This is a genomic window from Corallococcus sp. AB032C (assembly GCF_003668935.1).
GTDB lineage: Bacteria > Myxococcota > Myxococcia > Myxococcales > Myxococcaceae > Corallococcus > Corallococcus exiguus.
This window is the reverse complement of the sequence record NZ_RAWP01000036.1, coordinates 39,417-64,960: the sequence shown is the minus strand read 5'-3', so window position 1 is coordinate 64,960 and position 25,544 is coordinate 39,417. Positions and strand designations below refer to the sequence as shown.

General features: G+C 68.0%; 17 protein-coding genes. 15 read left to right on the top strand and 2 right to left on the bottom strand.

From position 1 onward, the window contains the following. Positions 1–133 precede the first annotated feature (133 nt). Both D7X99_RS18035 and map read left to right on the top strand, forming a co-directional pair. Complete coding sequence (locus tag D7X99_RS18035; protein ID WP_120552755.1) at positions 134–373, top strand: hypothetical protein; 240 nt, start codon at positions 134–136, stop codon at positions 371–373. Next, positions 370–1,371 carry a type I methionyl aminopeptidase gene (map, locus tag D7X99_RS18030; protein ID WP_121778851.1) on the top strand — a complete coding sequence of 334 codons (1,002 nt, stop codon included), beginning with the start codon at positions 370–372 and terminating at the stop codon, positions 1,369–1,371. The genes D7X99_RS18035 and map overlap by 4 nt, the downstream gene beginning before the upstream one ends. 88 nt (positions 1,372–1,459) lie before the next feature. Here the strand turns inward: map and pulA are convergent, their stop codons facing one another. Further along, the gene (gene pulA / locus D7X99_RS18025; protein WP_121778850.1) at positions 1,460–4,876 is read right to left on the bottom strand and encodes a pullulanase-type alpha-1,6-glucosidase; all 3,417 of its coding nucleotides are present in this window, start codon (positions 4,874–4,876) and stop codon (positions 1,460–1,462) included. Between the two features lie 416 nt (positions 4,877–5,292). Between pulA and D7X99_RS18020 the strand changes: the two genes are divergently transcribed. The 12 genes from D7X99_RS18020 (at position 5,293) to D7X99_RS17965 (ending at position 22,452) form a co-directional block, all read left to right on the top strand. After that, entirely contained in the window at positions 5,293–6,870 is a 1,578-nt protein-coding gene (locus tag D7X99_RS18020) for an alpha-amylase family glycosyl hydrolase (protein WP_121778849.1), read from the top strand. Between the two features lie 82 nt (positions 6,871–6,952). Then, the gene (locus D7X99_RS18015) at positions 6,953–8,047 is read left to right on the top strand and encodes an ABC transporter ATP-binding protein (RefSeq protein WP_121778848.1); all 1,095 of its coding nucleotides are present in this window, start codon (positions 6,953–6,955) and stop codon (positions 8,045–8,047) included. 20 nt (positions 8,048–8,067) lie between these two features. Further along, positions 8,068–9,291: an extracellular solute-binding protein gene (locus D7X99_RS18010; RefSeq protein ID WP_121778847.1), complete on the top strand. Its 1,224-nt coding sequence runs from the start codon at positions 8,068–8,070 to the stop codon at positions 9,289–9,291. A gap of 13 nt (positions 9,292–9,304) precedes the next feature. After that, positions 9,305–11,353, top strand: a complete 2,049-nt coding sequence (locus D7X99_RS18005) for a carbohydrate ABC transporter permease (RefSeq protein WP_121778846.1) — start codon at positions 9,305–9,307, stop codon at positions 11,351–11,353. Positions 11,354–11,356: 3 nt separating this feature from the next. Beyond that, a complete protein-coding gene (locus tag D7X99_RS18000; protein WP_121758058.1) occupies positions 11,357–12,244 on the top strand; it encodes a sugar ABC transporter permease in 888 nt (295 codons plus the stop codon). A gap of 57 nt (positions 12,245–12,301) precedes the next feature. Further along, on the top strand, positions 12,302–13,270 hold the full coding sequence (locus tag D7X99_RS17995; protein ID WP_121778845.1) for a glucodextranase DOMON-like domain-containing protein: 969 nt from the start codon (positions 12,302–12,304) through the stop codon (positions 13,268–13,270). A gap of 141 nt (positions 13,271–13,411) precedes the next feature. Continuing rightward, a complete protein-coding gene (locus tag D7X99_RS17990; RefSeq protein ID WP_147476176.1) occupies positions 13,412–15,613 on the top strand; it encodes a hypothetical protein in 2,202 nt (733 codons plus the stop codon). Between the two features lie 146 nt (positions 15,614–15,759). Beyond that, on the top strand, positions 15,760–16,836 hold the full coding sequence (locus D7X99_RS17985; RefSeq protein ID WP_158627026.1) for a glucodextranase DOMON-like domain-containing protein: 1,077 nt from the start codon (positions 15,760–15,762) through the stop codon (positions 16,834–16,836). A gap of 81 nt (positions 16,837–16,917) precedes the next feature. Next, positions 16,918–18,279: an AHH domain-containing protein gene (locus D7X99_RS17980; RefSeq protein ID WP_121778842.1), complete on the top strand. Its 1,362-nt coding sequence runs from the start codon at positions 16,918–16,920 to the stop codon at positions 18,277–18,279. Between the two features lie 21 nt (positions 18,280–18,300). Beyond that, positions 18,301–19,545: a DUF1629 domain-containing protein gene (locus D7X99_RS17975; RefSeq protein WP_216671836.1), complete on the top strand. Its 1,245-nt coding sequence runs from the start codon at positions 18,301–18,303 to the stop codon at positions 19,543–19,545. Between the two features lie 282 nt (positions 19,546–19,827). After that, a complete protein-coding gene (locus tag D7X99_RS17970; RefSeq protein WP_121778840.1) occupies positions 19,828–21,189 on the top strand; it encodes an AHH domain-containing protein in 1,362 nt (453 codons plus the stop codon). Positions 21,190–21,201: 12 nt separating this feature from the next. After that, a complete protein-coding gene (locus D7X99_RS17965) occupies positions 21,202–22,452 on the top strand; it encodes a DUF1629 domain-containing protein (protein ID WP_121778839.1) in 1,251 nt (416 codons plus the stop codon). Here the strand turns inward: D7X99_RS17965 and D7X99_RS17960 are convergent. Continuing rightward, on the bottom strand, positions 22,449–24,113 hold the full coding sequence (locus tag D7X99_RS17960; RefSeq protein ID WP_121778838.1) for an alpha-amylase family glycosyl hydrolase: 1,665 nt from the start codon (positions 24,111–24,113) through the stop codon (positions 22,449–22,451). The genes D7X99_RS17965 and D7X99_RS17960 overlap by 4 nt on opposite strands. A gap of 90 nt (positions 24,114–24,203) precedes the next feature. Here D7X99_RS17960 and D7X99_RS17955 point away from each other — a divergent pair, with 90 nt between their 5' ends. Next, entirely contained in the window at positions 24,204–25,544 is a 1,341-nt protein-coding gene (locus tag D7X99_RS17955) for a DUF4032 domain-containing protein (RefSeq protein ID WP_121778871.1), read from the top strand.

The window sequence follows — 25,544 nt, the reverse complement described above, 5'->3', positions numbered from 1 at the left end:
CCGAAGCCCCGGGTTCCCTCATGGAGCCCGGGGCTTTGTCGTGTCCGGAAGCAGGCAGGCCCCTGGAGGGCAGCCTCCCGGCCCGGGAAGGAATCCGTGCACTCCCGTGTGTCTACGGGTATAGACACGCCCCATGTGCCCCCTGGTGAACACGAAGGACCTGATTGACGCCCAGGAGGTGGCGGGCCTGTTGCGCCTGGCCCACCCCAACAGCGTCAGCACGTACCTGCGCCGGTATCCGGACATGCCCCGTCCGGTGCTCGACCTGGGCGCCGGGCGCCCGCGCCTCTGGCTCAAACCCCAGATGCTCCGCTGGGCCCGCGCCCGCCAGGCAGCCGCCAACACCGACACAAGCTCCCGAGGCTCCCGATGACCACCGCCACCCCCCGAAACGCCCCCGCCGTCCTCCCCGGGCCCAATGACGCCTGCTGGTGCGGCAGTGGCTCCAAGTACAAGAAGTGCCACCGCGGCGCGGACACCGTGGAGGCCCGCCGCAAGGGCCCCGACACCCACCGCAAGGGCATCCGCCCCGGCATCGTCAGCCCGCGCCGAGTGGTGCCGCTCACCATCGGCCGGCCGGACTACGCGGACTCCGTGGCGGGCCGTCCCTCGCGCCCGCGCAACGAGCCGGACGTGAAGTCGGCGGACGTCATCGCCCGCATGCGCCGCGCCTGCCAGGCCGCCGCCCAGGTGCTGGTGGAGACCGCGCAGCACGTGCGCGTGGGCATCACCACGGACGAACTGGATGCCATCGCGCACGAGGCCTACCTCAAGCGCGGCGGCTACCCCAGCACGCTGAACTACCACAAGTTCCCCAAGTCGCTCTGCACCTCCGTCAACGAGGTCATCTGCCACGGCATCCCCGACAGCCGCGCGCTGGAGGACGGCGACATCGTCAACCTGGACATCACCATCTACCTGGATGGCGTCCACGGCGACTGCTCGGCCACGTACCTGGTGGGCAACGTGGAGCCCCAGCACCAGCGCCTGGTCCAGATCGCGAAGGAGTGCCTGGACATCGGCATCGCCGCGGTGAAGCCGGGCCGGCCCATCAGCGACATTGGCCGCGCGGTGGAGGCCCACGCCGTGAAGAACGGCACCAGCGTGGTGCGCGCCTACTGCGGCCACGGCATCGGAGAGACGTTCCACACCGCGCTCCAGGTGCCGCACTACTACGAGCCCGAAGCCGACACCGTCATGCAGCCCGGGATGATCTTCACCGTGGAGCCGATGATCAACCAGGGCCACTGGGACCACCGCACGTGGAACGACGACTGGACCGTCGTCACCGCGGACGGACTGCGCAGCGCCCAGTTCGAGCACACCCTGCTCGTCACCGACACGGGCGCGGAGATCCTCACCGTCCCCTGAGTGAGGCCTTCCCCCTGAAACACCACGGGCCCCGGACGCGCTTTGACGCATCCGGGGCCCGCTTCATTTCCAGTCCAGTGACTTCAGGCTACGCGCGGCGGCGGCGCAGCTTCAGCGCCAGGCCGCAGAGCATCAGCAGGCTGGTGGCGCCCAGCGGGCCGGGCACCGTGCTCTGGCAGTTGCAGCCGTCGGACTCGTCCGGGTCCTGCGGATCCGGGTCCACCACCACGTCGTCGGTGACGAACACGGCGGTGCTGCGCGCCGGCACCGTGAAGCCGCCCGTGGCCGCGTCGTACGCGGACGTGCGCACCACCGTGTCCGAGGACGCCCGCAGCACCGGGTGCAGCACCAGCTTCAGGGACTTGTACCCGTCCGCCTTGAACGTCTGCGCCTCGTCCGTGCCGTTGAACAGCACGATGGCGCGCTTGCCCTCCGCGTTCGTGCCGTGGTCCTGCATGGCCATCACGATGAGGCCCGGAATCTGGTCCGGACCGGTGTTCTCGAAGTGCACCCGCTGCTTCACCTCGTCACCGGTGCGCAGGCGGAACAGCCGCGAGCTCTTGCGGATGGTCAGCATCTCCTCGAAGTGGTCGCGCGCCCGGAGGATGTCCGCCGGCGACGGCTTCAGCGCCGGGTCCGCCAGCATCGGCCCGAAGAGCGGCCAGTTACCCGAGTTCTCCGTGGCCGGGGGCAGGCCCACGCCCCAGTTGTTGGACTGGTAGGTCCAGTCCACCTTGTTGAACCAGTCACCGGAGTTGAAGCTGTTGCGGTCCAGCGACTTGGAGCGCAGCAGCTCGTCACCCGCGTGGAAGAACGGGATGCCCTGGCCCAGCGCCACCAGCGAGATGCCCAGGTTCTGCATGCGCACGCGCTCCGCCATGGGCAGGTCGCGCCGCGCCTTCAACTGCACCGCGTCGAACAGCGTCTCGTTGTCGTGCGCGGAGACGTAGGTGATGACCTCCTGCGGGTCCAGCGTGTAGCCGGCCGGGGCCCCGTTGTAGTCCACCTCCGCGCCAGCCACGGACTTGCCGGTGGCGTCCACCAGCATGTAGTCCTTCAGGTTGCCGGTGAGGCCCACGCGGATCCAATCGCTGTAGAGCAGCAGCTTGTCCTTCTGCGCCGCCTCCGTGCCCTGGTTCGTGCCGTTCGGGTCGGACAGCAGGCCGGTGATGAAGCCCTGCTCCTGCAAGCCGCTGAAGGGGCCACCGCCGCGAGCGCCGTCGCGCAGGCGGTCGTTGAACGTGCCGATGCCCGTGCCCGCCATGTTGGCCTGCGTGGCGTTGGTGCCGCGCGCGTTGTCCTTCACCTCCTCGAAGTCCCAGCCCTCGCCGTAGACGTAGATGGCCTTGCCGTCCACGCCGTCCTTCTCCAGGGTGAGCGCGTCCAGCGTCGCGCGCAGCTTCACGATGTTGGACTTCATGTGGTGGCCCATCAGGTCGAAGCGGAAGCCGTCCACCTTGTACGCCCTGGCCCACGTCACCACGGAGTCGATGAGCAGCTTCTCCATCATCGCGTTCTCCGACGCGGTGTTCTGGCAGCAGGTGCTGGTCAACACGTTCCCGTCGTCGCTGAGGCGGTGGTAGTAGCCCGGGACGATGCGGTCCAGCACGCTCTTGGCGTCCTGTCCGGAGGAGTTGGTGTGGTTGTAGACCACGTCCATCACCACGCGCAGGCCGTGCTGGTTGAGCGACTGCACCATCTCCCGGAACTCCACCGTGCGCGTCGTGCCCTGCGCATTGGTGGAGTAGCTGCCCTCCGGCACGGTGTAGTGGAACGGGTCATAGCCCCAGTTGAAGCCGTCCAGGTCCGCCACGGCCTTCACCGCCGCCTGCTGCTGGTCGGAGTCCGCGGGCAGCGACACCAGGTCGCCCTGCGGGTGCTGCTGCGCCGCGCGGTCCTCGTTGATGGTCGCGATGTCGAACACCGGCAGCAGGTGCACGTGCGTGAGGCCCGCCTTCGCCAGCCGGGTCAGGTGCTTCATGCCGTCCGAGTCCCGCGTGAACGCCTTGAACGTGCCGCGCTCGCTCTCCGGCACCGTCAGGTCGTTGATGCTGAAGTCACGCGCGTGCAGCTCATAGAGGACGATGTCCTCCGGGGCCTCCAGCGCGGGCTTCGCCAGCGTGCTCCAGCCCTGCGGCGCGAGCGCGGGGTCCGCCAGGTCGACAACCTGGCTCAGCTCGCTGTTGGTGGAGAGGGCCACGGAGTACGGGTCGGTGACGCGGTTGGTGACGACCTTGCCCTCCTTGCGGGCGTAGACCTCCACCTCGTAGAGGAAGAAGCGGTTCTTCCACGACGCGTCGCCGGTCGCGCTCCAGACGCCCTTGTCGCCGGCCGTCATGGCCACGCGGGTGAAGGTGGACGTGGGGCTGCCGTCCGCGAACAGGAGCAGGTTCACGCTCTTCGCCGTGGGAGCCCACAGGCGCAGCGTGGGGATGCCGTTCTCGAACGTCGCGCCCAGCGGCCCGTCATACGTGTCCAGGTCATCCAGCACGCCCGCGAACTGTGTGCTGGTGGCGTCCAGCGTCACGCCCTCCGCGTTCGTCGCGGACACGGCCACCTGGCCCTTGAGCCAGGTGGCCGCGTTGGCCACGTCCGCCTCGGCCAGCTTCAGCACCGTGCGGCCGATGAGGTTCGGGAAGCGCAAGGCCTGCGCGGCGGTGAGGCCCGCGGCGTCCACCGTCAGCGTCGCCAAGGTGCCGCCCTGCACGCCGGCACCGCTCAGCGTCATGCCGCCCGTGGGCGCCGTGTGCAGCTTGAACACCGTGCCCGCGGGGGTCGGGACCTCCGGGCTCCACACCACGGTGTCGCGCGCAATCCAGTGCGCCCGCGCCAGCAGCAGGTTGCCCGCGGGGGCGCCCGCGGCGCGGATGGTCACCTTCTTGGACGCGCCGGAGTCGAAGGTGAAGATCATCTCCTGACCGTCCTCCTCCACCGCGAACGACGCGTTGCCGCCGGGGTAGGCGGTGGTCCACTGCTCATCGAGCGCGACCTTGCACTCGTGGTTGCCCTTCGGGATGGCCTTCGTGATGAAGGTGTAGATGCCGTCGCCGTCCGGGTCCTGCATCATCGAGCGCAGGCAGTCCGGCTGCCAGTCACCCGGACAGCCCAGCTCGCTCTGGAACGTGCCCGCCACCGTGGCGATGGTGCCGGAGCGGCTGCTCGTCACGTAGTGCGTGTTCGCGTCGAAGTAGAACTTCACCGCGCCCGTCGACGGGTTGGTCAGCACCACGTCCGCGCCGCCCGGGCCGCCGTACGTCTGCGCCAGCGAGCCGTCCAGCGCGACCTTGAAGTGCCAGGTGCCCGCCGGCACGTTGAACGTGCCCTGCCACTTGTCGTCCGCCGCGTCGTACGTCAGCGCCGTCTGCGCGCAGGTGGGGTCGTTGTCCGCGGCACAGCCTGCCTCGCTCTGCAGGTCGCCAATGACCGTCACCGACGTGGGCGCCGCCAGCGACGCCATGGGAAGCAGCGCGGCGAAGAGCCCGCCGAACGCGAGCGCTCGCGTCATGCGGGGAACTGCCAATGAAGCTCTCAGGGGAAACCTCCAGGGGGGGCGTAAATCCACGGCACGGTAGCAGCCGCTCCTGTCACGGGTGATCCCCGCCTGTTGTCAGGAGTTACAGGACCCTCTGGATGATCGAGTTGGGACTGGCACCGCCACCCCACGACGTCGGATGCCGAAGGACGCAAAATCGAGACGCGGTGCGGCACGAATCGCGCGCTCCGTTGAGTCCGCCCGCGCCATGCGTCACACGGGTGTACAGAGGAAGACATCCGGGGCATGCCGCGTTGCGGCATCAGCCGATTGTTCCGACGCCTCTTCACCCACTTCAAGACTGTTGGATACAGTGCCCCGCCCAGATGGCCCCCAGCCTCCCCTGCCCACAACCTGACGCTGCCTCCCACCGCGGTGGGTGGCGCCCGATGTTCCAGGGCCTTGTCGCCCTGTGTCTGGCGGGGTGCGCCACGGCCTCCACTCCGACGCAGCCCGCGCAGGAGGCCGCCGCGACGCAGCCCGCCGCGCCCGCTCCGGAGGCTCCCGAGGCTCGGACGACCCCCGCCCCCGAACCCGTGAAGGAGGCTGCTCCGGCTTCTGAGAAAAAGGAGCCCGCGCGGCCCTGGGCGGACGAGGTGCTGTACTTCGTGGTGGTGGATCGCTTCGCGGACGGCGATCCCTCCAACAACGAGAAGGGCGACGTGAAGGCGGCGGGCACCTTCCACGGCGGCGACCTGAAGGGGCTCACCGCGAAGCTGGAGGAGCTGTCGTCGCTGGGCGTGACGGCGCTGTGGGTGACGCCGCTCTTGAAGCAGATTCCGGGCTTCGTCACCGGCTCTGGCTTCCCGGACTGGGGCTACCACGGCTACTGGGCGGACGACTTCCAGGCGTTGGATCCGCGCTTCGGCACGGAAGAGGACTTCAAGGCGCTGGTGGACGCGGCGCACGCTCGCGGCATCCGCGTGCTGCTGGACGTCGTCTACAACCACCCGGGCTACAACTCGCGCTACCTGAAGGACCACCCGGACTGGCTGCGCTCGGAAGACAAGGGCACCTGCGGCTCGGATGACCTGACGTCGTGCGTGGCGGGCCTGCCGGACTTCAAGACCGAGCGGCCGGAGGTGGCGAAGTACCTGCTGGACGCGCAGATTGATTGGGCGAAGCGCTCCGGCGTGGACGGCTTCCGGCTGGACACCGTGAAGCACGTGTCCCACGACTTCTGGAAGGAACACCGCCGCCGTACGCGCGCGGAGATCTCCCCGGACTTCTTCCTGCTGGGCGAGCTGTGGGGCGGCGACGTGGAGGGGCTGGCGCCGTACTTCACCCCGGATGAGATGGACGCCGGGTTCGACTTCGCCTTCCAGGGCAACGCGCTGGGCTTCGTGCAGGGCCGTGGCCGCGCGGTGGCGTTCGACCGCTACCTCCAGTCTCGCGCGAAGGTGACGCCGGGCCACCACCTGTCGCACTTCCTGTCGTCGCACGACGTGGACGGTGCGCTGCACCAGCTACAGGGCAACGTGCCCCTCTTCCGCCTGGCCGCCACGCTGCAGCTCACCACCAGCGGCATCCCCGTCATCTACTACGGCGAGGAAGTGGGCCGCGCGGGCGGTGACTGGCCGCAGAACCGCGGCGACATGCCGTGGGGCAAGCAGGCGGTGAAGCCTGGCGCGGGAAAGAAGCGCGACGAGGCACTGCTTGAGTATTACAAGCGCCTCATCGCCATCCGCCGCGCGCACCCGGCCCTGTCGCGGGGCACGCACTCACCGCTCTTCACCGAAGGTGACGTGTATGTCTTCCAGCGGCGCGACGAAGCGTCCGGCGACACGGTGGTGGTGGCGGTGAACCGCGCCAGGACGAAGGGCGCGGTGTCGGTGCCGTGGCCGGAAGGTTGGACGGGCGTCGGCGAGGTGGAGGATCTGCTGAACGGAGGGCGGACGAAGGCTGGCGCCACGCTGGACCTGGCGCTTCCGCCGCTGTCCGCGCGCATCCTCGGACGCGTGCCGTGAGGCACCCGGCGTTGCATGCGCAGAACCTGACCCGGACGTGCTGTTGTCACCGGCGCGAGCGGGGCTCTTGCTGGAGGGCCTGATGGCCGGCGTGTCGTTCAAGGACGTGGCGAAGCGTTACGGAGACGTGTCGGTCATCGAGGGGCTCAACCTCGATATCCGCGACCATGAGTTCATGGTCCTCGTGGGGCCGTCCGGTTGCGGCAAGTCCACGGCGCTCCGGATGATCGCCGGCCTGGAGGAGATTTCCGGAGGCACCATCTCCATCGGTGAGCGCGCGGTGAACGCGCTGCCGCCGAAGGACCGGGACGTCTCCATGGTGTTCCAGAACTACGCGCTCTATCCGCACATGTCCGTGCGGCAGAACCTGGAGTTCGGTCTCAAGATCCGCAAGACGCCCAAGCCGGAGATGGACAAGCTGGTGGACGAGGCGGCGGAAATCCTCGGCATCACGCACCTCTTGGACCGCAAGCCCAAGGCGCTGTCCGGCGGCCAGCGTCAGCGCGTGGCCCTGGGGCGCGCCATCGTGCGCAAGCCGGCGGTGTTCCTCTTCGACGAGCCGCTCTCCAACCTGGACGCGAAGCTGCGCGTGCAGATGCGCTCGGAGATCAAGAAGCTCCAGCACCGGCTCCAGGTCACGTCCGTCTACGTCACGCACGATCAGATTGAAGCGATGACCATGGGCCACCGCATCGCGGTGATGAAGGACGGCAAGCTCCAGCAGTTGGGCACCCCGCTGGAGGTCTACGAGAAGCCGGTCAACGTGTTCGTGGCGCAGTTCATCGGCACGCCGCCCATCAACATGCTCACCGCCACGCTGGACGCGGACGGCGCGTCGCTCACCGGTGACGGCTTCAAGCTGCCGGTGGCGCAGAAGCTGCGCGCGGCCACGGCGGGCAAGGGCGGCCGCAAGGTGAAGGTGGGCCTGCGCCCGGACAACGTCCTGCCCGCGGGCACCACCGCGCGCGGCGAGTCCTCGCCCGCGGAGGCGCGCGTGGAGCTGGTGGAGCCGCTGGGCAACGAGCTCATCGTGCACGCCCGCCTGGGAGACAACCCGCTGGTCTTCCGCCTGCCGCCCCAGGCCACCCCGGAGCCCGGCGCCGCCCTTCCCCTGACGGTGGAGCTGGAGTCCCTGCACCTCTTCGACGCTGAATCCGAGCTGCGGCTTTCCGTTTGATATCCCGGAGGATTTTCTCAATGACCCACCTGCGAACGTTGCTCGCGGCCCTCTGTCTGTGCGCAGTCGGCCTGTTGCCCGTCCCGTCCTTCGCCGCCACGGAGCTGGTGCTCTGGCACGCCTACCGCGCGGAGGAGAAGGCCGCGCTGGAGAAGGTGGTCGCCGAGTACAACAAGGCCAACGAGGGCAAGGTCAAGGTCACCACGCTGGCGGTGCCGTACGACGCCTACGCGGACAAAATCAGCGCCACCGTGCCGCGCGGCAAGGGCCCGGACCTCTTCATCTTCGCGCAGGACCGCCTGGGCGGCTGGATTGAAGCGGGCAACACGGTGGAGCCCATCGACTTCTTCCTGGATGACGCGACGAAGAAGCGCTTCATCCCCACGACGATGGAGGCGATGACCTACCGCGGGACGGCGTACGGCCTGCCGCTGAACTACAAGGTCATCACGCTCATCTACAACAAGAAGCTGGTCCCCACGCCGCCCAAGACGTCCGGCGAGATGGTGACGATGGCCAAGAAGCTCACCGACGCGAAGGCGGGCCGCTTCGGTCTGGCGTACGCGTACAACGACTTCTACTACCACGCGGCCGTGATGAACGGCTTCGGCGGCGGCGTGTTCGACGCGAAGAACACCCCCACGATGAACTCGCCCGCCAACGTGAAGTCGGTGGAGCAGGTCCTCAAGTGGAAGAACAAGGACGGCATCCTCCCCGCGGAGCCCTCCAGCGCGCTCATCACCTCGCTCTTCAACGAGGGCAAGGCCGCGATGGTGTTCTCCGGCCCGTGGTTCCTGGGCGAGGTCTCCAAGGACGTGGAGTACGGCCTGGCCCGGCTGCCCACGCTGGATGAGAACAAGGGCACGCCGCTGAAGCCCTGGATGACGGTGGAGGGCGTGTACGTGGCCGCCCCGTCGAAGAACAAGGAAGCGGCGTACGACTTCGCGAAGTTCCTCACCGACGCGGGCCCCGGCAAGACGCTGGCCCTGGAGGGCCGCCAGAGCCCCGCGAACCAGGCGGTGTACCAGGACGCGAAGGTGGCGGCGGATCCGCTGCTCAAGGCGATGAAGGACCAGGTGGACGTGGCGGTGCCCATGCCCAACCTGCCGGAGATGTCCATGGTCTGGACCCCGGCCACCAGCGCGATGAACACCGTGTTCAAGAACACCGCCACCCCCAAGGCGGCCCTGGACTCGGCCCAGAAGAGCGTGGCGAAGGACGTCGCCGGCCTGCGCAAGAAGTAAGTGAGGAGCTGAAGTGAGCCAGAACGCCCCCCAGCAGCCCCCTTCCGCGGCCGGTGCCCCCACGCCGGTCAGCACCTCCCCGAGCGATTCCGTGAAGGACCCTTCGACTCCGGGGCCTTCCGGCCGTGCGGGCGGATACCGGGGGCGCGTGCTGGTGGGGCTCGCCCTGGCGCTGGGCGTGTCCCTGTTCCTGGCGCACGGCCTGCTCGCGCGCGCCAACCAGGAGCGCGCGGCGGAGCGCGAGCAGCGCACGGCCACCGTGTCCCTGCTGGGGTTGACGGACCTGGTGCAGCGCGCGGGCGGCACCGGCGACGGCGTGAAGGCCGTGGTGACGGGCTGGCCGGGCGTGCCGGGAAGCTCCGTGCGCGTCATCGCCTTCAGCGGCATCAAGCTGGAGGCGTCCACCTTCCCGGATGACACCGGGGACAAGGCGGCGCCGCGCCGGCTGTCTCGCGAAGAGAAGCCGCTGTACGACCGCGGCCAGCGCCTGCGCGCCGCGGTGGAGACGAACCGCGAGGAGGGCAGCGCGCGCAAGGCGGAGGTGGAGTCGGAGCTGCTCGACAACGGCGCGAGCCGCCTGTTGTCCGTGCCCGTGGAGGTGGACGGGCAGGTGGTGGGCTCCGTGGAGTCCCTCACCCCGGCGGTGGTGAAGGGTGAAACGCCTTCGTGGACGCCGGTGCTGCTGGCGTTCCTGCTGCCGCTGGCGGCGTGCGCGGCGGCGGTGTTCGCGCTGTCGCGCCAGGGCGCGCGCGTGGCCGTGGCTGCGGCGTTGTTCCTGGCGGGGCTGGGTGGCTACACCGTCTATTCGCTGCGCGCGCTGGACGCGGAGCTGCGGCAGACGGAGGACGCGGTCAGCGCGGAGCTGCGCACGCGCGGCGAGAAGGCCCAGGCGCTCATCGCCGCGAACACTCTCAACGCGGAGCCCGCGCTGAAGCCCGGCGCGTGGGACGCGGACGCCATGCGCCGTCCGCTGGGCAAGCTGACGGAGTCCGGCGCGCCGGATGAGGCCAAACTCTCGGCGGCGGGCGCGCAGGTGCGCGGCAACGCGAGCAAGGCGCTGGGCGCGCTGGGCGTGGTGGGGCTGGCGGTGCTGCTGTTCATAGGCCTGGGTGCGCTGCACCGGGCGGTGGCCACGGCGGTCGAGTTCCGGCAGGCCTACGCGTACATCATGCCCGCCATGGTGGGCATGGTGGTGCTGGTGTTCTTCCCCTTCGCCTACGGCATCACGCTGTCGTTCACGGACGCCAACCTCTACAACAGCAGCCAGCCGCTGTCGGAGTTGTGGGTGGGCTTCCGCAACTACGTGGACATCCTGGGCGACTTCAGCTTCGCGAAGACGGCGGCGGACGGCTCGCTGGTCTTCAACTACCTGAACTTCTACTACACGCTCCTGTTCACCATCGTGTGGACGGTGACGAACGTGACCATCGGTGTGACGGTGGGCCTGCTGCTCGCGCTGGCGCTCAACGTGCCCAATCTGAGGATGCGGCCGGTGTACCGCGTGCTGCTCATCCTGCCGTGGGCCATGCCCAACTACATCACCGCGCTCATCTGGAAGGGCATGTTCCACCAGCAGTTCGGCGTGGTGAACCACGTCATCCGGATGTTCGGTGGGGACGGCCTGGCGTGGTTCGACTCGCCGCTCACGTCGTTCTTCACGGCGCTGGCCACCAACGGCTGGCTGTCCTTCCCGTTCATGATGGTGGTGTCGCTGGGCGCGCTCCAGTCCATCCCGGGTGAGCTCTATGAAGCGGCGCGCGTGGACGGCGCCAACCGGTGGCAGCAGTTCACCGCCATCACGCTGCCGGCGCTGAAGCCCGCGCTGGTGCCCGCGGTCATCCTGTCGGTGGTGTGGACCTTCAACATGTTCAACATCATCTTCCTGGTGACGGGCGGCGACCCGGGCGGCTCCACCGAAATCCTGGTCACCCAGGCGTACAAGTTCGCCTTCGAGCGCTACCGCCACGGCTACGCGGCGGCGTACTCCACCGTCATCTTCGGCATCCTGTTGCTCTACAGCATGGTGCAGAACCGCATGAGCCGGGCCACGGAGGCCGCGTAACCCATGGCGCTCTTCTCTGAACGTCGCGAGGGCATCTCCCACCTGCCGCTGCACGTGGTGCTGGTGACCTTCACCCTCTTCACCATCTACCCCATCCTCTGGGTGGTGAGCCTGGCCTTCTCCGGCAAGCAGAGCCTGGCCATCGCCACGCTGCCGGAGAACCCCACCTTCTGGGACCGGCTGCGCGCGGTGACGCCGTGGCCTGAGACCTTCAGCGTCTCCAACTTCGCGTCGGTGATGGCGGATCAGCCGTTCGCCAAGTGGATGCTCAACAGCGCCATCGTGGCCATTGGCACCACGGTGCTGGGCGTCTTCATGGCGTGCACGGCGGCGTATGCCTTCAGCCGCTTCAAGTTCCCGGGCCAGCGCGCGGGCATGATGGCGTTCCTCGTGTCCCAGATGTTCCCGGGCACGCTGATGCTGATTCCCCTCTACATCATCCTGGTGCAGTGGCTGGGCCTGGGCAGCAGCCGGCTGGGCCTCATCATCGTGTACGCCACCACGTCCATCCCGTTCAGCGTGTGGATGCTCAAGGGCTACTTCGACACCATCCCCAAGGACCTGGAGGAGGCGGCGCTGATGGACGGCGCGTCCCCGGGGCGCATCTTCTGGAGCATCATCCTGCCGCTGGCCAAGCCCGCGGTGGCGGTGACGGCGCTGTTCAGCTTCATGACGGCGTGGAACGAGTTCATCCTCGCGGCGACGTTCATGGACCAGGAAGCCATGTACACGGCGCCGGTGGGCCTGCGCTTCTTCGTGGGCGGCTTCAGCCAGCAGTGGGGCTACTTCGCGGCCGGCTCCATCATCGTGTCCGTGCCCGTCGTGTTCCTCTTCCTCTTCCTGCAGAAGTACCTCGTCTCCGGGCTCACCGCCGGTGGCGTGAAGGGTTAGTCCCGCGGTCGTTCTTCGCAGTCCTTTCGTCTGTCGTTGCAAGGAGCAAGCACCCCCATGATCAACCCCCGCATCGCAGTCCTCACCCTGGCCGCTTCCCTGTCCGCGGCGCCGGCCCTGGCCGACAAGGTGCAGTTCAAGGATCCCACCGGCGACGACAAGGGCCCGGGCAAGTACACCTACCCGACGGACCCCGTGTACAAGGCGGGCTCGTTCGACCTGACCGGCTTCAAGCTGGACCAGGGCGGCAACAAGACGGACGTGGAAATCACGCTGAAGGCGTCGCTGGAGAACCCCTGGAAGATGGCGGACGGCTTCTCCGTGCAGGAGGTCTTCATCTTCATCGACACGGACCACAAGGTCGGCAGCGGCTTCACGGACAGCCCCCCGGGCCTGAACGTCTCCTTCGCGCCGGAAGACGCGTGGGACAAGGTCATCATCATCTCGCCGCAGGGCTCGTCGCGCGTGCGCGCGGAGGCCAACAACAAGGCCGGCGCGATGAAGGGCGCCGTCGTGGTGCCCACCAAGGTGCGCGCCTCCGGCAACAAGATTACCGCCACGGTCATGAACTCCGACCTGGGCGCCGGTGCCCCCTCCACGTGGGGCTACCAGGTCGTGATGCAGTCCAACGAGGGCTTCCCCGCGGACAACGACCTGCTCACCCGCCGCGTCAACGAGTACGAGGGCCAGCACCGCTTCGGCGGCGGCTCCGACTTCAACTGCGATCCGCACGTGATTGACGTGCTCGCGGGCCAGGGCAAGGGCGACAGCTCTGAAATCAAGGCTCAGTACGAAATGCTCTCGTACGAGTGCGCGGGTGACGGTTCCGCGACGAAGAAGGCCACGCTGAAGATGGTCTCCGGCGAGAAGCGCCCGGCGGCGCAGGGTGGCGCGGCGGCGGCGGCTCCGGCTCCCGCGGCTCCGGCTCCCGAGGCGGCTCCCGCCCCGGCTCCGGCGCCCACGCCGGCCGCTCCGGCTGGAACGACGGTCGCTCCGGCGCCGACGACGGCCACGCCGACGAAGTAGCCGGCGGCGGACTGTTCAAAACAGTCTGTTTCAAGGTTTGATGCAGCACGGGGAGGGCTGCCGCGGAGGTCCCGCGGCGGCCCGGGAGAGGGGATGACCCCCCTCTGGTTCAAAGCTTTCGAGAAGGGTTTTCCGGACATCATGAAGAATCGCAAGAACGTGGTGCGGGGAGCGTGTGCGCTCACCGTGGCGGCCGGCCTGATTCCTGGGGCGGCCATGGCGCAGGACAGCGGCCCCAAGCTCACCATTGGTGGCACGACCTATACGAAGTACCTCTGGGGCACGCAGCGCGACCAGGGCGCGCTGTACAACTTCACCACGGTGCCCGGTGAGGGCTACGGCGACAACGGCATCGGCACGGAGCTGGAGCTCCTGCTGAACGCGAAGATCTCCCCGCAGGTGGAGGTCAACGGCCGCATCCACAGCCGCTTCAACCAGAACTTCTGGACGAACTTCGGCGGCTTCGGCGGCAGGAACCCGCCGACGCCGGACTGCACCGCGGGCGACTGCGGCGAGTTCGACCCGCGCTCCAACCAGTACATCAAGCTGCGTGGCATGTCCGTGACGCTGCGTCCGGGCTACCTCATCGACTCGGCGCTCATCGGCGCGACGGACCTGGGCCAGTTCGACCCGTTCGTCATCGGCCGCGTCCGTTACATCGACCGCGACAACGCGGCGGCCATCATGCTGCAGGGCTCCAACTTCGACCGGAAGCTCACGTGGGACGCGGCGCGCATCTCGCTGCCCCGCCTCTGGGCCGGCCCGAACTTCAGCACGGGCGCCTTCCACGCGCGTGACGCGGCGTACGGCTTCCAGGCGAAGGTCACCCCGAATGAGATCTTCGACGTGGGCGGCATCTTCCAGTACGCGAACGACCAGGAGATCAACCCGGAAGACACCAACCTGGACAACGGTCGCGACCTGACGCCGCGCTACCGCAACGGCGTGGGCGGTCTGAAGGCGGCCCTGCACATGGGCTCGTGGCTGGACGTGCGCGGCGCCGCGTACACGTCGTACTCCAACGCGGACCCGGTGCTGTCGCCGAAGAGCTTCGGCGTGGGCGGCTACAGCCCGGTGCTGGCCGGCCATCACACCGACCAGACGTACATGCTGAACGCGTCCCTCAACGACCCGCTGGACATGGGCCTGTCGCTGAACCTGCAGCTGTTCAGCATTGGCGCGGAGTACATGGCGGTCATGGCCAGCCGCCGCGAGGCGGACGTGCTCCTCACGGAAGGCCACGACGGCAGCTTCGCGTTCCCCGGCCCGTCCAACGCGTCCTATGGCGTCTACAAGGGCAACCCCACCCGCATCGGCTATGGCGGCTGGACGAGCGAGGCCCAGCAGGTCGCCACGCTCAACGTGGACAACGACTTCACGGACTTCGACGAGCCCATGGCGGAGACGGCCATCGGTTGGAAGGGCGTGACGGCGAACCCGGTCTACGCGAACGGCGCGCTGGAGGTGGGTGGCGAGTACTCGTTCATCACCTACAACACCAACTGGCAGGCGTACGGGAATGATCAGGCGTCGCTGGGTGACAGCCAGTTCCCCGGCACGGAGTTGGACTCCGGCGTGGGCCACAACTTCCGCACGGCCTACCAGCCCTTCCAGGACAAGAAGACGCACCTGGTCGCGCTGCGCGCCAAGTACGTCATCGACGTGCTGAAGGGCATCGATGTGTTCGGCAAGTTCAAGTACATCCACGAGACGGACAAGCGCATGAACGATCCGCGCTTCCTGCCGTACGCGTCCGGCTCGTGCGCGGGCGGCGGCGCGGCGTGCGACAACTCGCTCCGCCAGGAGTACAGCCCGGGCAACAGCACCGCGGATCTCTACCGCAACCCGGACGTCATCACGAACAGCCAGGGTGACACGGGCTACCAGTTCAAGCCGTTCGACAACATCGCGGACGACGACCGCCTGCTGGACTACACGACGTTCACGGCTGGCGCGGGCTACCAGTTCACGGACGACCTGTACGTGTCCGCCAGCTACTCCAAGTTCTTCGCGGACCTGCTGGACGGCAACACGGCGTTCCAGGCGTACAACAACCACGAGATGGCGTCCGGCAAGCACAACAAGAACCAGGTGCTGGTGAAGGCGCGCTACATCCTGTCTGGCGTGGAGTTCGGCCTGGAGGGCCAGTACGCGTTCGGCTCGTTCCGTCCGGACTTCGGCGACGGCTTCGTGGTGCAGTACGCGGACGACACCATCGCGGCCGACCACAACGTGGCGGTGGGTTCGCGCGGTTTCGTCAACCGCAACACGGGCTGGAACAGCCTGGAAGAGCGCAACTTCGAGCAGATGCGCGTCAAGGCGTTCATGAAGGCGCAGTTCTAGTCACCGCGCGCTCCGCTTCGGGCGGGGCACGGGGTTGATGCAGAGGGAGCCCGGGGCGCCTGTGACAGGCACTCCGGGCTCCTTGCGTTTGGGGCACCGCGCGGTACACCTGACGGGCCGTCCCATCGTGCATGAGGTGCCCTTCCATGTTCGTGCGTTCCCGCGTGTCCGCGCTCCTGCTCGCCTCCACCCTGGCCGCGTGTTCCGGCGGCAAGACGCGCGAGGACGCGCTGCTGTTCCGGCTGACGGATCCGGTGGGGGATGACCACGGCGACGGCGAGCTGCTGTATCCGCGCCGCACGGACCTGGGGCGTGGCGATCTGGACGTGGTGTCGGTGGCGGCGTTCGCGGACGACGAGGCGACGCGGTTCGAGGTGACGTTCGCGCACCCCATCGCGAAGCCCTCGCGCGCGCAGGCGGTGGACCTGGAGGGCGCGACGGTCGCGGAGCGGGCCCGGCACGGCTTCTACACGTTCAACGTGGACCTGTACGTGGACCAGGACCGGGTGCCCGGCTCCGGGCGCACGGACACGCTGCCGGGGCGTGGGCTCACGCTGGCGGAGGACTCAGGGTGGGAGAAGGCGGTGGTGCTGACGCCGCGTCCCTATGAGGCGCGTGAGGCACTGCGCAAGACCTGGCGGCAGGCGGCGCTGGATGCGTACGAGAAGAAGTCCGGCGGGATTGGCGGCAAGGTGGAGTCGGACCTGAACGCGGCCACGGAGCAGGAGCTGGAGGCGCGGGTGTTCTTCCCCACCCTCATCCAGGTGAGCGGGCGCACGGTGGTGTTCCGGGTGCCGGACCGCTTCCTGGGCGGACACGCGAGCGCGGACTGGGGCTACGGCGTGGCGGTGACGGGCGCGACCATCGAGCGGCGCGTGGCGCTGGGCGGGATGTTCGGTGGGGACACGAACGCGAACCCGCGGCTGATGGCGATGGGCATCGTGCCCGGGGAGCCGCCGTCGGGTGACCGCTTCGGTGGTGGGCGCAAGGGAGACCCCTCGCAGTCTCCGGTGGTGGACCTGCTGGTGGCTCAGGGGTCGACGCAGGAGGAGGTGCTGGGGGCCTCGAAGCTGGCGTGGAGCGCGGTGGTGCCGTCGGGGAAGGCCGTGGCTCCGGCGACGGCGGGCACGGTGGAGGACGCCGGTGTGACGGTGGACGCGCCGGATGCGGGGGCCGTGGTCGAGGACGCCGGGGTCGTGGGTCCTTCGTCGCCCGCCCCGTGACGGCCGGTTCCCGCGCTGTGCGCGGGAGGTCCTGGTCGCGGTGAGTCCGCGCGGCCGAGGATGGGTGCTTGGGAGGCATCCATGTCTTCGTGCCGGAGCTGGGTGGTCGCGGTGCTGCTGTTGCTGCTGGGCACGGGGTGTTCAGCGACGCGTGGCGTCCGGCTGAAGACGGAGCAGGGTGCGCCGGTCATCCATGTGCCTCGGGCGGAGGTGGAGCCCGTGGAGTTGGACGGGGACGCGTTCACGGAGGCGGTGCGGACGCTGGTGGAGGATGCGCCGGTGGCTTCGCGTCCTCGTGAGGACGCGTATCGGCTGTTCGCGGGCACGTTCTCCTCGAAGGCCTATGCCCATGTTCGTGGGCGACTGGGGTTGGTCTCCGTGGAGGAGCCTCCTCGTGCCCGGCTGCTGGTGGAGGACGACGGCCGGGAGCTGGCGAGCGCATATGGGCGGTGGTGCCAGCGCAAGCAGACACCGGGGGACTGTCTTCAATTGCTGGAGGCGGGTTCCACGCTGGATGAGGACGGGCGGCGTTCGCTGGCGTTCGCCATCGCGCTGGACTCGGTGTGGGAGGAGACGTCGGAGGCGCTGGTGGGGATGACGGACCCGCGCGCGGTGCTCACCACCATCGTCGCGACGAGCACCGTGTACCTGGCGCTGTGGTTGCTGCCCGAGCCCGTGTCGAAGGGCATCGCGGCGACGATGACGGTGGTGCTCATCGCCTACCTGGGCATCGACACGGTGTGGAACCTCATCCAGGGATGGATCGAGTTGTCTGAACAGGCGCGTGTCGCCCGGACATTCGATGAGCTTCGAGATGCAGGGGAGGAGTACGGCGAGGTGATGGGGAAGAACGCGGCGCGGGCGTTCGTGATGCTGGCGCTGGCGGCCGTAGGGAGCACTGCGGAGACGTTCGCGGCGAAGGTCGCCACGCTCCCGGGTTCAGGGCAGGCCTCGCTGGTGGCTGCGGAGATGGGTGGCTTCCGGCTGGGTGCGGCGGCGCAGGTGGAGTCCGCGGCTGTGTCCTCCGAGGGCGTCGTCACCCTGGTGCTGGCTCCGAACGCTGTGGCCATGTCCGCTCGGGATGAGAAGAGTCCCGTCGCGAGTGGGGCGGATGTGGATGGACCGGAGCACCACATCGCATCCAACAAGTTCTGGACCGCCTCGAATCGCGGTGGCCCGTGGTCACCAAAGTTCCAGAGGATCTTCGACAAGGCTGGGATGTCGCTCGACGATCCCGCGAATAAGGTCCGCGTGCCGGGACACAGAGGGCCTCATCCGGAGGCGTACCACCAGAAGGTGTTTGATGCTCTGGAGAGGGTGTCGAAGCGATGCAGGTCCATGCAAGACTGCAGGGCTGCATTGACGAGAGAACTGCGGAACCTCGCGAAAGTGATCAACGAGAGAGGGACAGACCTGAATCGATGGGTGACCGGCCTTGAGTGATGCACGAGGTTCACTGTGGCGATGAGATACTTCAACCTTTCCGAGAACGTCGCAGAGGGGTTCTGGTGCCTGGGGCATCCTCTTGATGGTCAAAGGCGAGAACTCGACGACCCCTGGCAGTTCACGGTTGGAGAACCCGCGCACTTCAAGGACCCGATTCGGCTCCCGTTGGACCTGGAGGGGGAATCCCGTGACTATTCACATGCAGCGTTCGGTACCCCGGTCGTCAATGCGAAGCTAGCGGCTCTTTTCCGAGAGTTGGCCCCGAATGACATCGAGTTGATCTCCGTTGAGATCGACTCCCACGCAGGGCCTTATTTCATCCTCAATGCCCTCCGCACCATTCCGTGCGTCGACACCGAGGCGTCTTCGGATGTGGTGTATTGGACCGAAGAGGATGGGATTCCGGAGAAGGTCGGCACCCTCAGTTTCATCTCCGAGATGCGCATCGACACGTCGAAAGTGGGCGATGCGAAGGTGTTCCGTCCCTCGGAATGGGATGTCGTCCTCATCGTCTCCGAAGACATCAAGGATGCAATGGAGCGCGCGGGCATCACGGGCGCGGTGTTCGAAGCGGTCACAGGGCCGCCGACCGTCGATCCTGTTCGGCGTGCGCAGACGAAGAGGCGAGGCGAGTTGTGGGACCAGGCTCGCATCGCCCGTCATTCCGTATGGCGAGGGCTTGGCGACATGGCGGATGACCTCTACATCCCTCCTGTCGTGGGCGGGCCTTGGCCCGGAAAACGGCAAGGCTGGAAGGCCATGAGGCACGCTGAAGGACGCATGCTCATCGTCACAGACGGCCTGTCCGATCCGTTCAACGACATCCTGGACCGGCCCACGGCTGGCTTCGGGTTGGAACTCGCCATCGAGACGCCGGAGCCGCTCGGGGAGGTGTGGAAGAGCTGGCCTGCGCATCTCCTCGAACGTGTCGCCTACGAGGTCGCTGAGTTCGAGAAGCTCCGTGTCTCCCTGGCCAACGGCACGCTGTCCATGGAGGTCGACGGCGTGGGCATGCCCGAAACCCTCGTCACGCCCGAGGGCCGTGTGGCCGTGCTCATCGGCATGGAGACGGACTCGCTGCCCTCGCGCTTCACGCTTCCCGGGGGTGAGGTCCGGCTCCTCACCGTGAAGGTGCTGATGCCCGCGGAGCTGAAATGGCTGCTCCGCCAGGGCAAGGGCGCGGCGGCGGAGCTCATCCGCCGCTTCAAGGCCGCGGGAGAAACCCATTTCTCCCGCTCGTGGCGTCAGCCTGTCGTCAGCTAGCGCAGCCGCCAGATGCCCGTGGAACGCCCGGGCTGACGCTGGCGGCGGACTCAGGGATGGGCGTCACGCGCTGCCCCCTTGCGTGGACCGGAGGAAAGACGCGTCCCGGCTGGGCGCCACGACGCTCGCGAGGACGCGCCGGATGCGGGGGCCGTGGTCGAGGACGCCGGGGTCGTGGGTCCTTCGTCGCCCGCCCCGTGACGGTCGGTTCCCGCGCTGTGCGCGGGAGGTCCTGGTTGCGGTGAGTCCGCGCGGCCGAGGATGGGTGCTTGGGAGGCATCCATGTCTTCGTGCCGGAGCTGGGTGGTCGCGGTGCTGCTGTTGCTGCTGGGCACGGGGTGTTCAGCGACGCGTGGCGTCCGGCTGAAGACGGGGCAGGGTGCGCCGGTCGTCCATGTGCCTCGGGCGGAGGTCGAGCCCGTGGAGCTGGACGGGGACGCGTTCACGGAGGCGGTGCGGACGCTGGCGGAGGATGCGCCGGTGGCTTCGCGTCCTCGTGAGGACGCGTATCGGCTGTTCGCGGGCACGTTCTCCTCGAAGGCCTATGCCCATGTTCGTGGGCGACTGGGGTTGGTCTCCGTGGAGGAGACTCCTCGTGCCCGGCTGCTGGTGGAGGACGACGGCCGGGAGCTGGCGAGCGCTTATGGGCGGTGGTGCCAGCGCAAGCAGACACCGGGGGACTGTCTTCAATTGCTGGAGGCGGGTTCCACGCTGGATGAGGACGGGCGGCGTTCGCTGGCGTTCGCCATCGCGCTGGACTCGGTGTGGGAGGAGACGTCGGAGGCGCTGGTGGGGCTGACGGACCCGCGCGCGGTGCTCACCACCATCGTCGCGACGAGCACCGTGTACCTGGCGCTGTGGTTGCTGCCCGAGCCCGTGTCGAAGGGCATCGCGGCGACGATGACGGTGTGTCTCATCGCCTACCTGGGCATCGACACGGTGTGGAACCTCATCCAGGGATGGATTGAGTTGTCTGAACAGGCGCGTGTCGCCCGGACATTCGATGAGCTTCGAGATGCAGGGGAGGAGTACGGCGAGGTGATGGGGAAGAACGCGGCGCGGGCGTTCGTGATGCTGGCGCTGGCGGCCGTAGGGAGCACTGCGGAGACGTTCGCGGCGAAGGTCGCCACGCTCCCGGGTTCAGGGCAGGCCTCGCTGGTGGCCGCGGAGATGGGTGGCTTCCGGCTGGGTGCGGCGGCGCAGGTGGAGTCCGCGGCTGTGTCCTCCGAGGGCGTCGTCACCCTGGTGCTGGCTCCGAACGCTGTGGCCATGTCCGCGCGGGATGAGAAGAGTCCCGTCGCGAGTGGCGCGGATGCGGGAGGGCATGAGCACCACATTGCGTCTAATAAGTGGTGGAGTGCCACGAACCGGGGTGGCCCGTGGTCTCCCCAGTTCCAGAAGATCTTCGACAAGGCGGGGATGTCGCTTGATGATCCCGCGAACAAGGTTCGTGTGCCGGGACACCGAGGACCTCATCCGAGGCAATACCACGATCATGTCTTGGAGACGCTGGCCCGGTCGACTCGTACATGCAGCTCTCTGGCGAGCTGTCGGGCGCAGTTGATAAAGGCGTTGAGGGAACTCGCTGGAGAGATCGTCCAGAAAGGGTCGAGGCTGAATCGGATGGTCACGGGCCTGGAGTGACGAGCGGACACGATGGCAACGAACTATTTCACGCTCTCCGAGGATGTCGCTGAAGGGTTCTGGTGCCTGGGGCATCCGCTCGACCTGCAAGGGCGCGAACTTGATGACCCCTGGCAGTTCACGGGTGGAGAACCCGTGCATTTCAAGGACCCGATTCGGCTTCCATTGGACCTGGAGGGAGAATCTCGTGACTACTCACATGCGGCGTTCGGTACCCCGGTCGTCAATGCGAAGCTGGCAGCTCTCTTTCAGGAATTGGCTCCGACTGAAGTGGAGTTGATCCCCGTCGAAGTCGACTCTCGTGCAGGGCCGTACTTCATCCTCAATGCCCTTCGCACCATCCCGTGCGTAGATACCGAGGCTTCGGAAGAGGTTCACTCTTGGACCGAAGAGGATGAGATTCCGGAGAAGGTGGGCACACTCCGTTCCATCTACGGCATGCGCATCGACCCGTCGAAGGTGGGCGATGCGAAAGTATTCCGCCCCTCAGAGTGGGAGGTCTCCCTAATCGTCTCCGAGGAGATCAAGGACGCGCTGGAGCGCGCGGGCATTACGGGCGCCAAGTTCGAAGCGGTCACCGGGCCGCCGACCTTCGACCCCGTTCGCCGCGCGGAGACGAAGCGGCGAGGCGAATTGTGGGACCAGGCTCGCCATGCCCGTAGAGCCGTGTGGCGTGGGCTCGGCACCATGTCGGACGACTTCTACATCCCTCCCGTCGTGGGTGGCCCGTGGCCGGGTGAACGACAGTGGTGGACGGCCATGCGACGCCCTGATGGCGGCATGCTCATCGTCACCGACGGCCTGTCCGATCCGTTCAACGACATCCTGGACCGCCCCACCGCCGGCTTCGGACTCGAACTCGCCATCGAGACCCCAGAGCTGCTCGGGGAGGTGTGGAAGAGCTGGCCTGCGCATCTCCTCGAACGTGTCGCCTACGAGGTCGCTGAGTTCGAGAAGCTCCGTGTCTCCCTGGCCAACGGCACGCTGTCCATGGAGGTCGACGGCGTGGGCATGCCCGAAACCCTCGTCACGCCCGAGGGCCGTGTGGCCGTGCTCATCGGCATGGAGACGGACTCGCTGCCCTCTCGCTTCACGCTTCCCGGGGGCGAGGTCCGGCTCCTCACCGTGAAGGTGCTGATGCCCGCGGAGCTGAATTGGCTGCTTCAGCAGGGCAAGGGCGCGGCGGCGGAGCTCATCCGCCGCTTCAAGGCCGCGGGAGAAACCCATTTCTCCCGCTCGTGGCGTCAGCCTGTCGTCAGCTAGCGCAGCCGCCAGATGCCCGTGGAACGCCCGGGCAGGCTCGTCTTCCAGGCTCCCGTGCCACCCGAGAGCTGCGTCACGCCGGTGTCCACGAACAGCGGCTCCGCCGTCGTGGCCTCCACGTCGAACGGTCCCACCGACTCCTGCGAGGTGGAGAAGTTGTGGACCACCAGCACCTGCTCGTCGTCCAGCGTCCTCACGAACGCGAGCGTGCGCGACATACCCGTCGTCGCCGTGAACAGCCGCAGGCCTCCGTTGCGCAGCGCCTCCGAACCCTGGCGCGCGTGGATGAGTGACCGGTAGCGCGACAGCAGCGACCCCGGATTGCTCCGCTGCGCCTCCACGTTCGCCGTCTCCCTGCCGCTGGAGAACGCGTACCACGGTGAGCCCGTCGTGAAGCCCGCGCCCGCAGCGCCGCTCCACGGCATCGGCGTGCGCTTGGACTCGTCGTTGTTGGCGTTGCCGTTCCCCAGGCCCACCTCCTCGCCGTAGTAGAGGAACGGCGCTCCCGGCAGCGTCAGCAGCACCGCCGCCGCCAGCCCCAGCTTCGCCCCGTCGTTGGAGAACTGCGTCGCCAGCCGCACCTGGTCATGGTTGGTGAGGAAGGGCGCGTCCGCCACACCGGCCGGATAGTTGTTCTTCATCTCCAGCAGCTTCGCCGCCACGCCCCCGCTGTTGCCCGCGTTGATGCCCTCGAGCACTCGCGTGGACATGGGGAAGTTGAAGTTGAGCGGCAGTTCGTCCCCGCCCGGCACCGTCGCCGTGGAGCCGTAGTACTTCGCCACCGATGGGGTCTCGCTCCAGTTCTCGCCCACCAGCACCGCGTCCGGCTTCACCGAACGCACGTGCGCGGAGAACTCCTTCCAGAAGGCGTGCGTCTCCGGCGTGTCCGCCTGCCCCGCGCCGCCGCCCGTCTCGATGAGGTAGCGCGCGGCGTCCAGCCGGAAGCCGTCCACGCCGCGCTGGAGCCACAGCGTCGCCAGGCGCTTCACCTCTTCGCGCACCGCGGGCGTCTGCAGGTTCAGGTCCGGCATGCCGCCCCAGAAGGCGCCGTAGTACCAACCGCTGTCCTGCCGGTGCCACGTGCTGGTCTGCGAGTAGATGTCCCAGGGCTGCTTCCAGCCCGGGTCGCTCGCTCGCCACTGATACCAATCGCGCTTCGCCGACTGCGCCGAGGACGACGAGTCCACGAACCACGGATGCGTCGAACCGGTGTGGTTGATGACGAAGTCGAGGATGACGCGCATGCCCCGGCGGTGCGCCTCGTCACACAGCCGTTGCAGGTCCTCCAGCGAGCCGTACGCCGTCTGGATGCGCTCGTAATCCGTCACGTCGTAGCCGTGGTAGCTGGGCGACGCGAACACCGGCATCAACCACAGCGCGTCCACTCCCAGGTCGTCCGTCGTCGCCGGGTTGCCGTCGTTCAGGTAGTCCAGCCGCGAGATGAGCCCCGGCAGGTCTCCCACTCCGTCTCCGTTGGAGTCCTGGAAGCTGCGGACGAACACCTCGTAGAACACCGCGCCCCGGTACCACGCGTCTCCCGCGGGCGCGGCGAGCGTGATGCTTCCAGGCGCGGAGGGCGTCGGCCCGGGCGTAGGCGAGGAACCGGCGCAGGCCGACAGCAGGGCCGCGCTGCAGAGGGAAAGTCCGCGGAGGGGTCGCATGGCTTCTTCCTCTAACAGCGAACGTTCCACGCGGGCCAGCGCACCGCCCGGATGAAGCGCGCTCACCCGGACGGTAGGCTTGTGGCCAACATGTCTCACCCTGCTCGCCGCCTTCATTCCCTGCATATCCGGCAGGGGCACCCGGACTTCCTCGACCTTCCTTGGGAGCTGCCGCTGGAGGCGTGGACGGAGCGTTCACCGCGCGTGGTGGAGGTGCCGCGCGGTCTGTCCCGGCACGTGGTGGTGTTCGTCAGCTACGGCGCCACCATCTACGCCTTCAAGGAGACGCCCGCGCGCGTGGCGCAGCGCGAGTACGACCTGCTGCGCGGCCTGGAGGAGCGCCGGTTGCCGTCGGTGTGTCCCGTGGGGCTGGCGGTCCAGACGGAGGAGGGGCTGGAGGCCTCGCCCGGGGACAGGCCTGGATTGCTGATCACCCAGTACCTCGCGTCGTCGCTGCCGTACCGCGCGCTGTTCATGCAGCAGGGATTGGAGCGCTACCGGTCGCGGCTCCTGGACGCGATGGCGGGCCTGCTGGTGCGGCTGCACCTGGGCGGGTTCTTCTGGGGCGACTGCTCGCTGTCCAACGTGCTCTTCCGCCGCGACGCGGGCGAGTTGCAGGCATACGCGGTGGACGCGGAGACGTCCGAGCTGCATGAGCAGCTCTCCGCCGGCCAGCGGGAGATGGACCTGCAAATCATGGAGGAGAACATCGCTGGTGGCCTGGCGGACCTGGCCGCTCGCGTGGAGTTGGCGGAGGAGCTGCCCCAGGAGCTGGAGGCGTGGCAGGAGACGGCCGCGAGCATCCGCCAGCGCTATGAGCGGCTGTGGGCCGAAATCAACCGCGAGCTCATCCTCCAGCCCCACGAGAGCTACCGCATCCACGAGCGGATCCGCACGCTCAACGACCTGGGCTTCTCCGTGGGCGAGGTGGAGCTGCTGGCGAGCGGGCAGGGCAGCCAGCTGCGCATGCGCACCATCGTCACGGACCGCGAGTACCACCGGCACCAGCTGCACTCGCTCACCGGCATCGTCGCGGAGGAGCGCCAGGCGAGCCTGCTGCTCAACGAGATGCAGGAGATGAAGGCCACGCTCACGCGCAAGATGGACCGCAGCGTGCCCCTGAGCGTGGCCGCGTTCCGCTGGCTGGACGAGCGCTACCACCCCACGCTGTCACGCCTCCAGAAGGACCTGGGCCGCGCGGCCGACACCGCGGAGCTCTACTGCCAGGTGCTGGAGCACAAGTGGTTCCTGTCCGAGCGCGCGAAGCGCGACGTGGGCCTGGACGCGGCCGTACAGGACTACGCGACGCTCACCCTCAAGCAGCCCGGCATCGCGCCCTTGCTTGAGGACGCCTCACGGGCCGCGAGTTCCAGCTCGGAGGTGGAGGACGATGCTCCGGGCGCGTCTCCCGCCACGCGCTCGGCCGGGTAG

What these genes read in the sequence shown, in the direction of transcription:
- D7X99_RS18035 (WP_120552755.1), top strand. Translation starts at nt 134, where the DNA reads ATGTGCCCCCTGGTGAACACGAAGGACCTGATTGACGCCCAGGAGGTG.
- map (WP_121778851.1), top strand. Translation starts at nt 370, where the DNA reads ATGACCACCGCCACCCCCCGAAACGCCCCCGCCGTCCTCCCCGGGCCC.
- pulA (WP_121778850.1), bottom strand. Translation starts at nt 4,876, where the DNA reads ATGACGCGAGCGCTCGCGTTCGGCGGGCTCTTCGCCGCGCTGCTTCCC.
- D7X99_RS18020 (WP_121778849.1), top strand. Translation starts at nt 5,293, where the DNA reads ATGTTCCAGGGCCTTGTCGCCCTGTGTCTGGCGGGGTGCGCCACGGCC.
- D7X99_RS18015 (WP_121778848.1), top strand. Translation starts at nt 6,953, where the DNA reads ATGGCCGGCGTGTCGTTCAAGGACGTGGCGAAGCGTTACGGAGACGTG.
- D7X99_RS18010 (WP_121778847.1), top strand. Translation starts at nt 8,068, where the DNA reads ATGACCCACCTGCGAACGTTGCTCGCGGCCCTCTGTCTGTGCGCAGTC.
- D7X99_RS18000 (WP_121758058.1), top strand. Translation starts at nt 11,357, where the DNA reads ATGGCGCTCTTCTCTGAACGTCGCGAGGGCATCTCCCACCTGCCGCTG.
- D7X99_RS17995 (WP_121778845.1), top strand. Translation starts at nt 12,302, where the DNA reads ATGATCAACCCCCGCATCGCAGTCCTCACCCTGGCCGCTTCCCTGTCC.
- D7X99_RS17990 (WP_147476176.1), top strand. Translation starts at nt 13,412, where the DNA reads ATGAAGAATCGCAAGAACGTGGTGCGGGGAGCGTGTGCGCTCACCGTG.
- D7X99_RS17985 (WP_158627026.1), top strand. Translation starts at nt 15,760, where the DNA reads ATGTTCGTGCGTTCCCGCGTGTCCGCGCTCCTGCTCGCCTCCACCCTG.
- D7X99_RS17980 (WP_121778842.1), top strand. Translation starts at nt 16,918, where the DNA reads ATGTCTTCGTGCCGGAGCTGGGTGGTCGCGGTGCTGCTGTTGCTGCTG.
- D7X99_RS17975 (WP_216671836.1), top strand. Translation starts at nt 18,301, where the DNA reads ATGAGATACTTCAACCTTTCCGAGAACGTCGCAGAGGGGTTCTGGTGC.
- D7X99_RS17970 (WP_121778840.1), top strand. Translation starts at nt 19,828, where the DNA reads ATGTCTTCGTGCCGGAGCTGGGTGGTCGCGGTGCTGCTGTTGCTGCTG.
- D7X99_RS17965 (WP_121778839.1), top strand. Translation starts at nt 21,202, where the DNA reads ATGGCAACGAACTATTTCACGCTCTCCGAGGATGTCGCTGAAGGGTTC.
- D7X99_RS17960 (WP_121778838.1), bottom strand. Translation starts at nt 24,113, where the DNA reads ATGCGACCCCTCCGCGGACTTTCCCTCTGCAGCGCGGCCCTGCTGTCG.
- D7X99_RS17955 (WP_121778871.1), top strand. Translation starts at nt 24,204, where the DNA reads ATGTCTCACCCTGCTCGCCGCCTTCATTCCCTGCATATCCGGCAGGGG.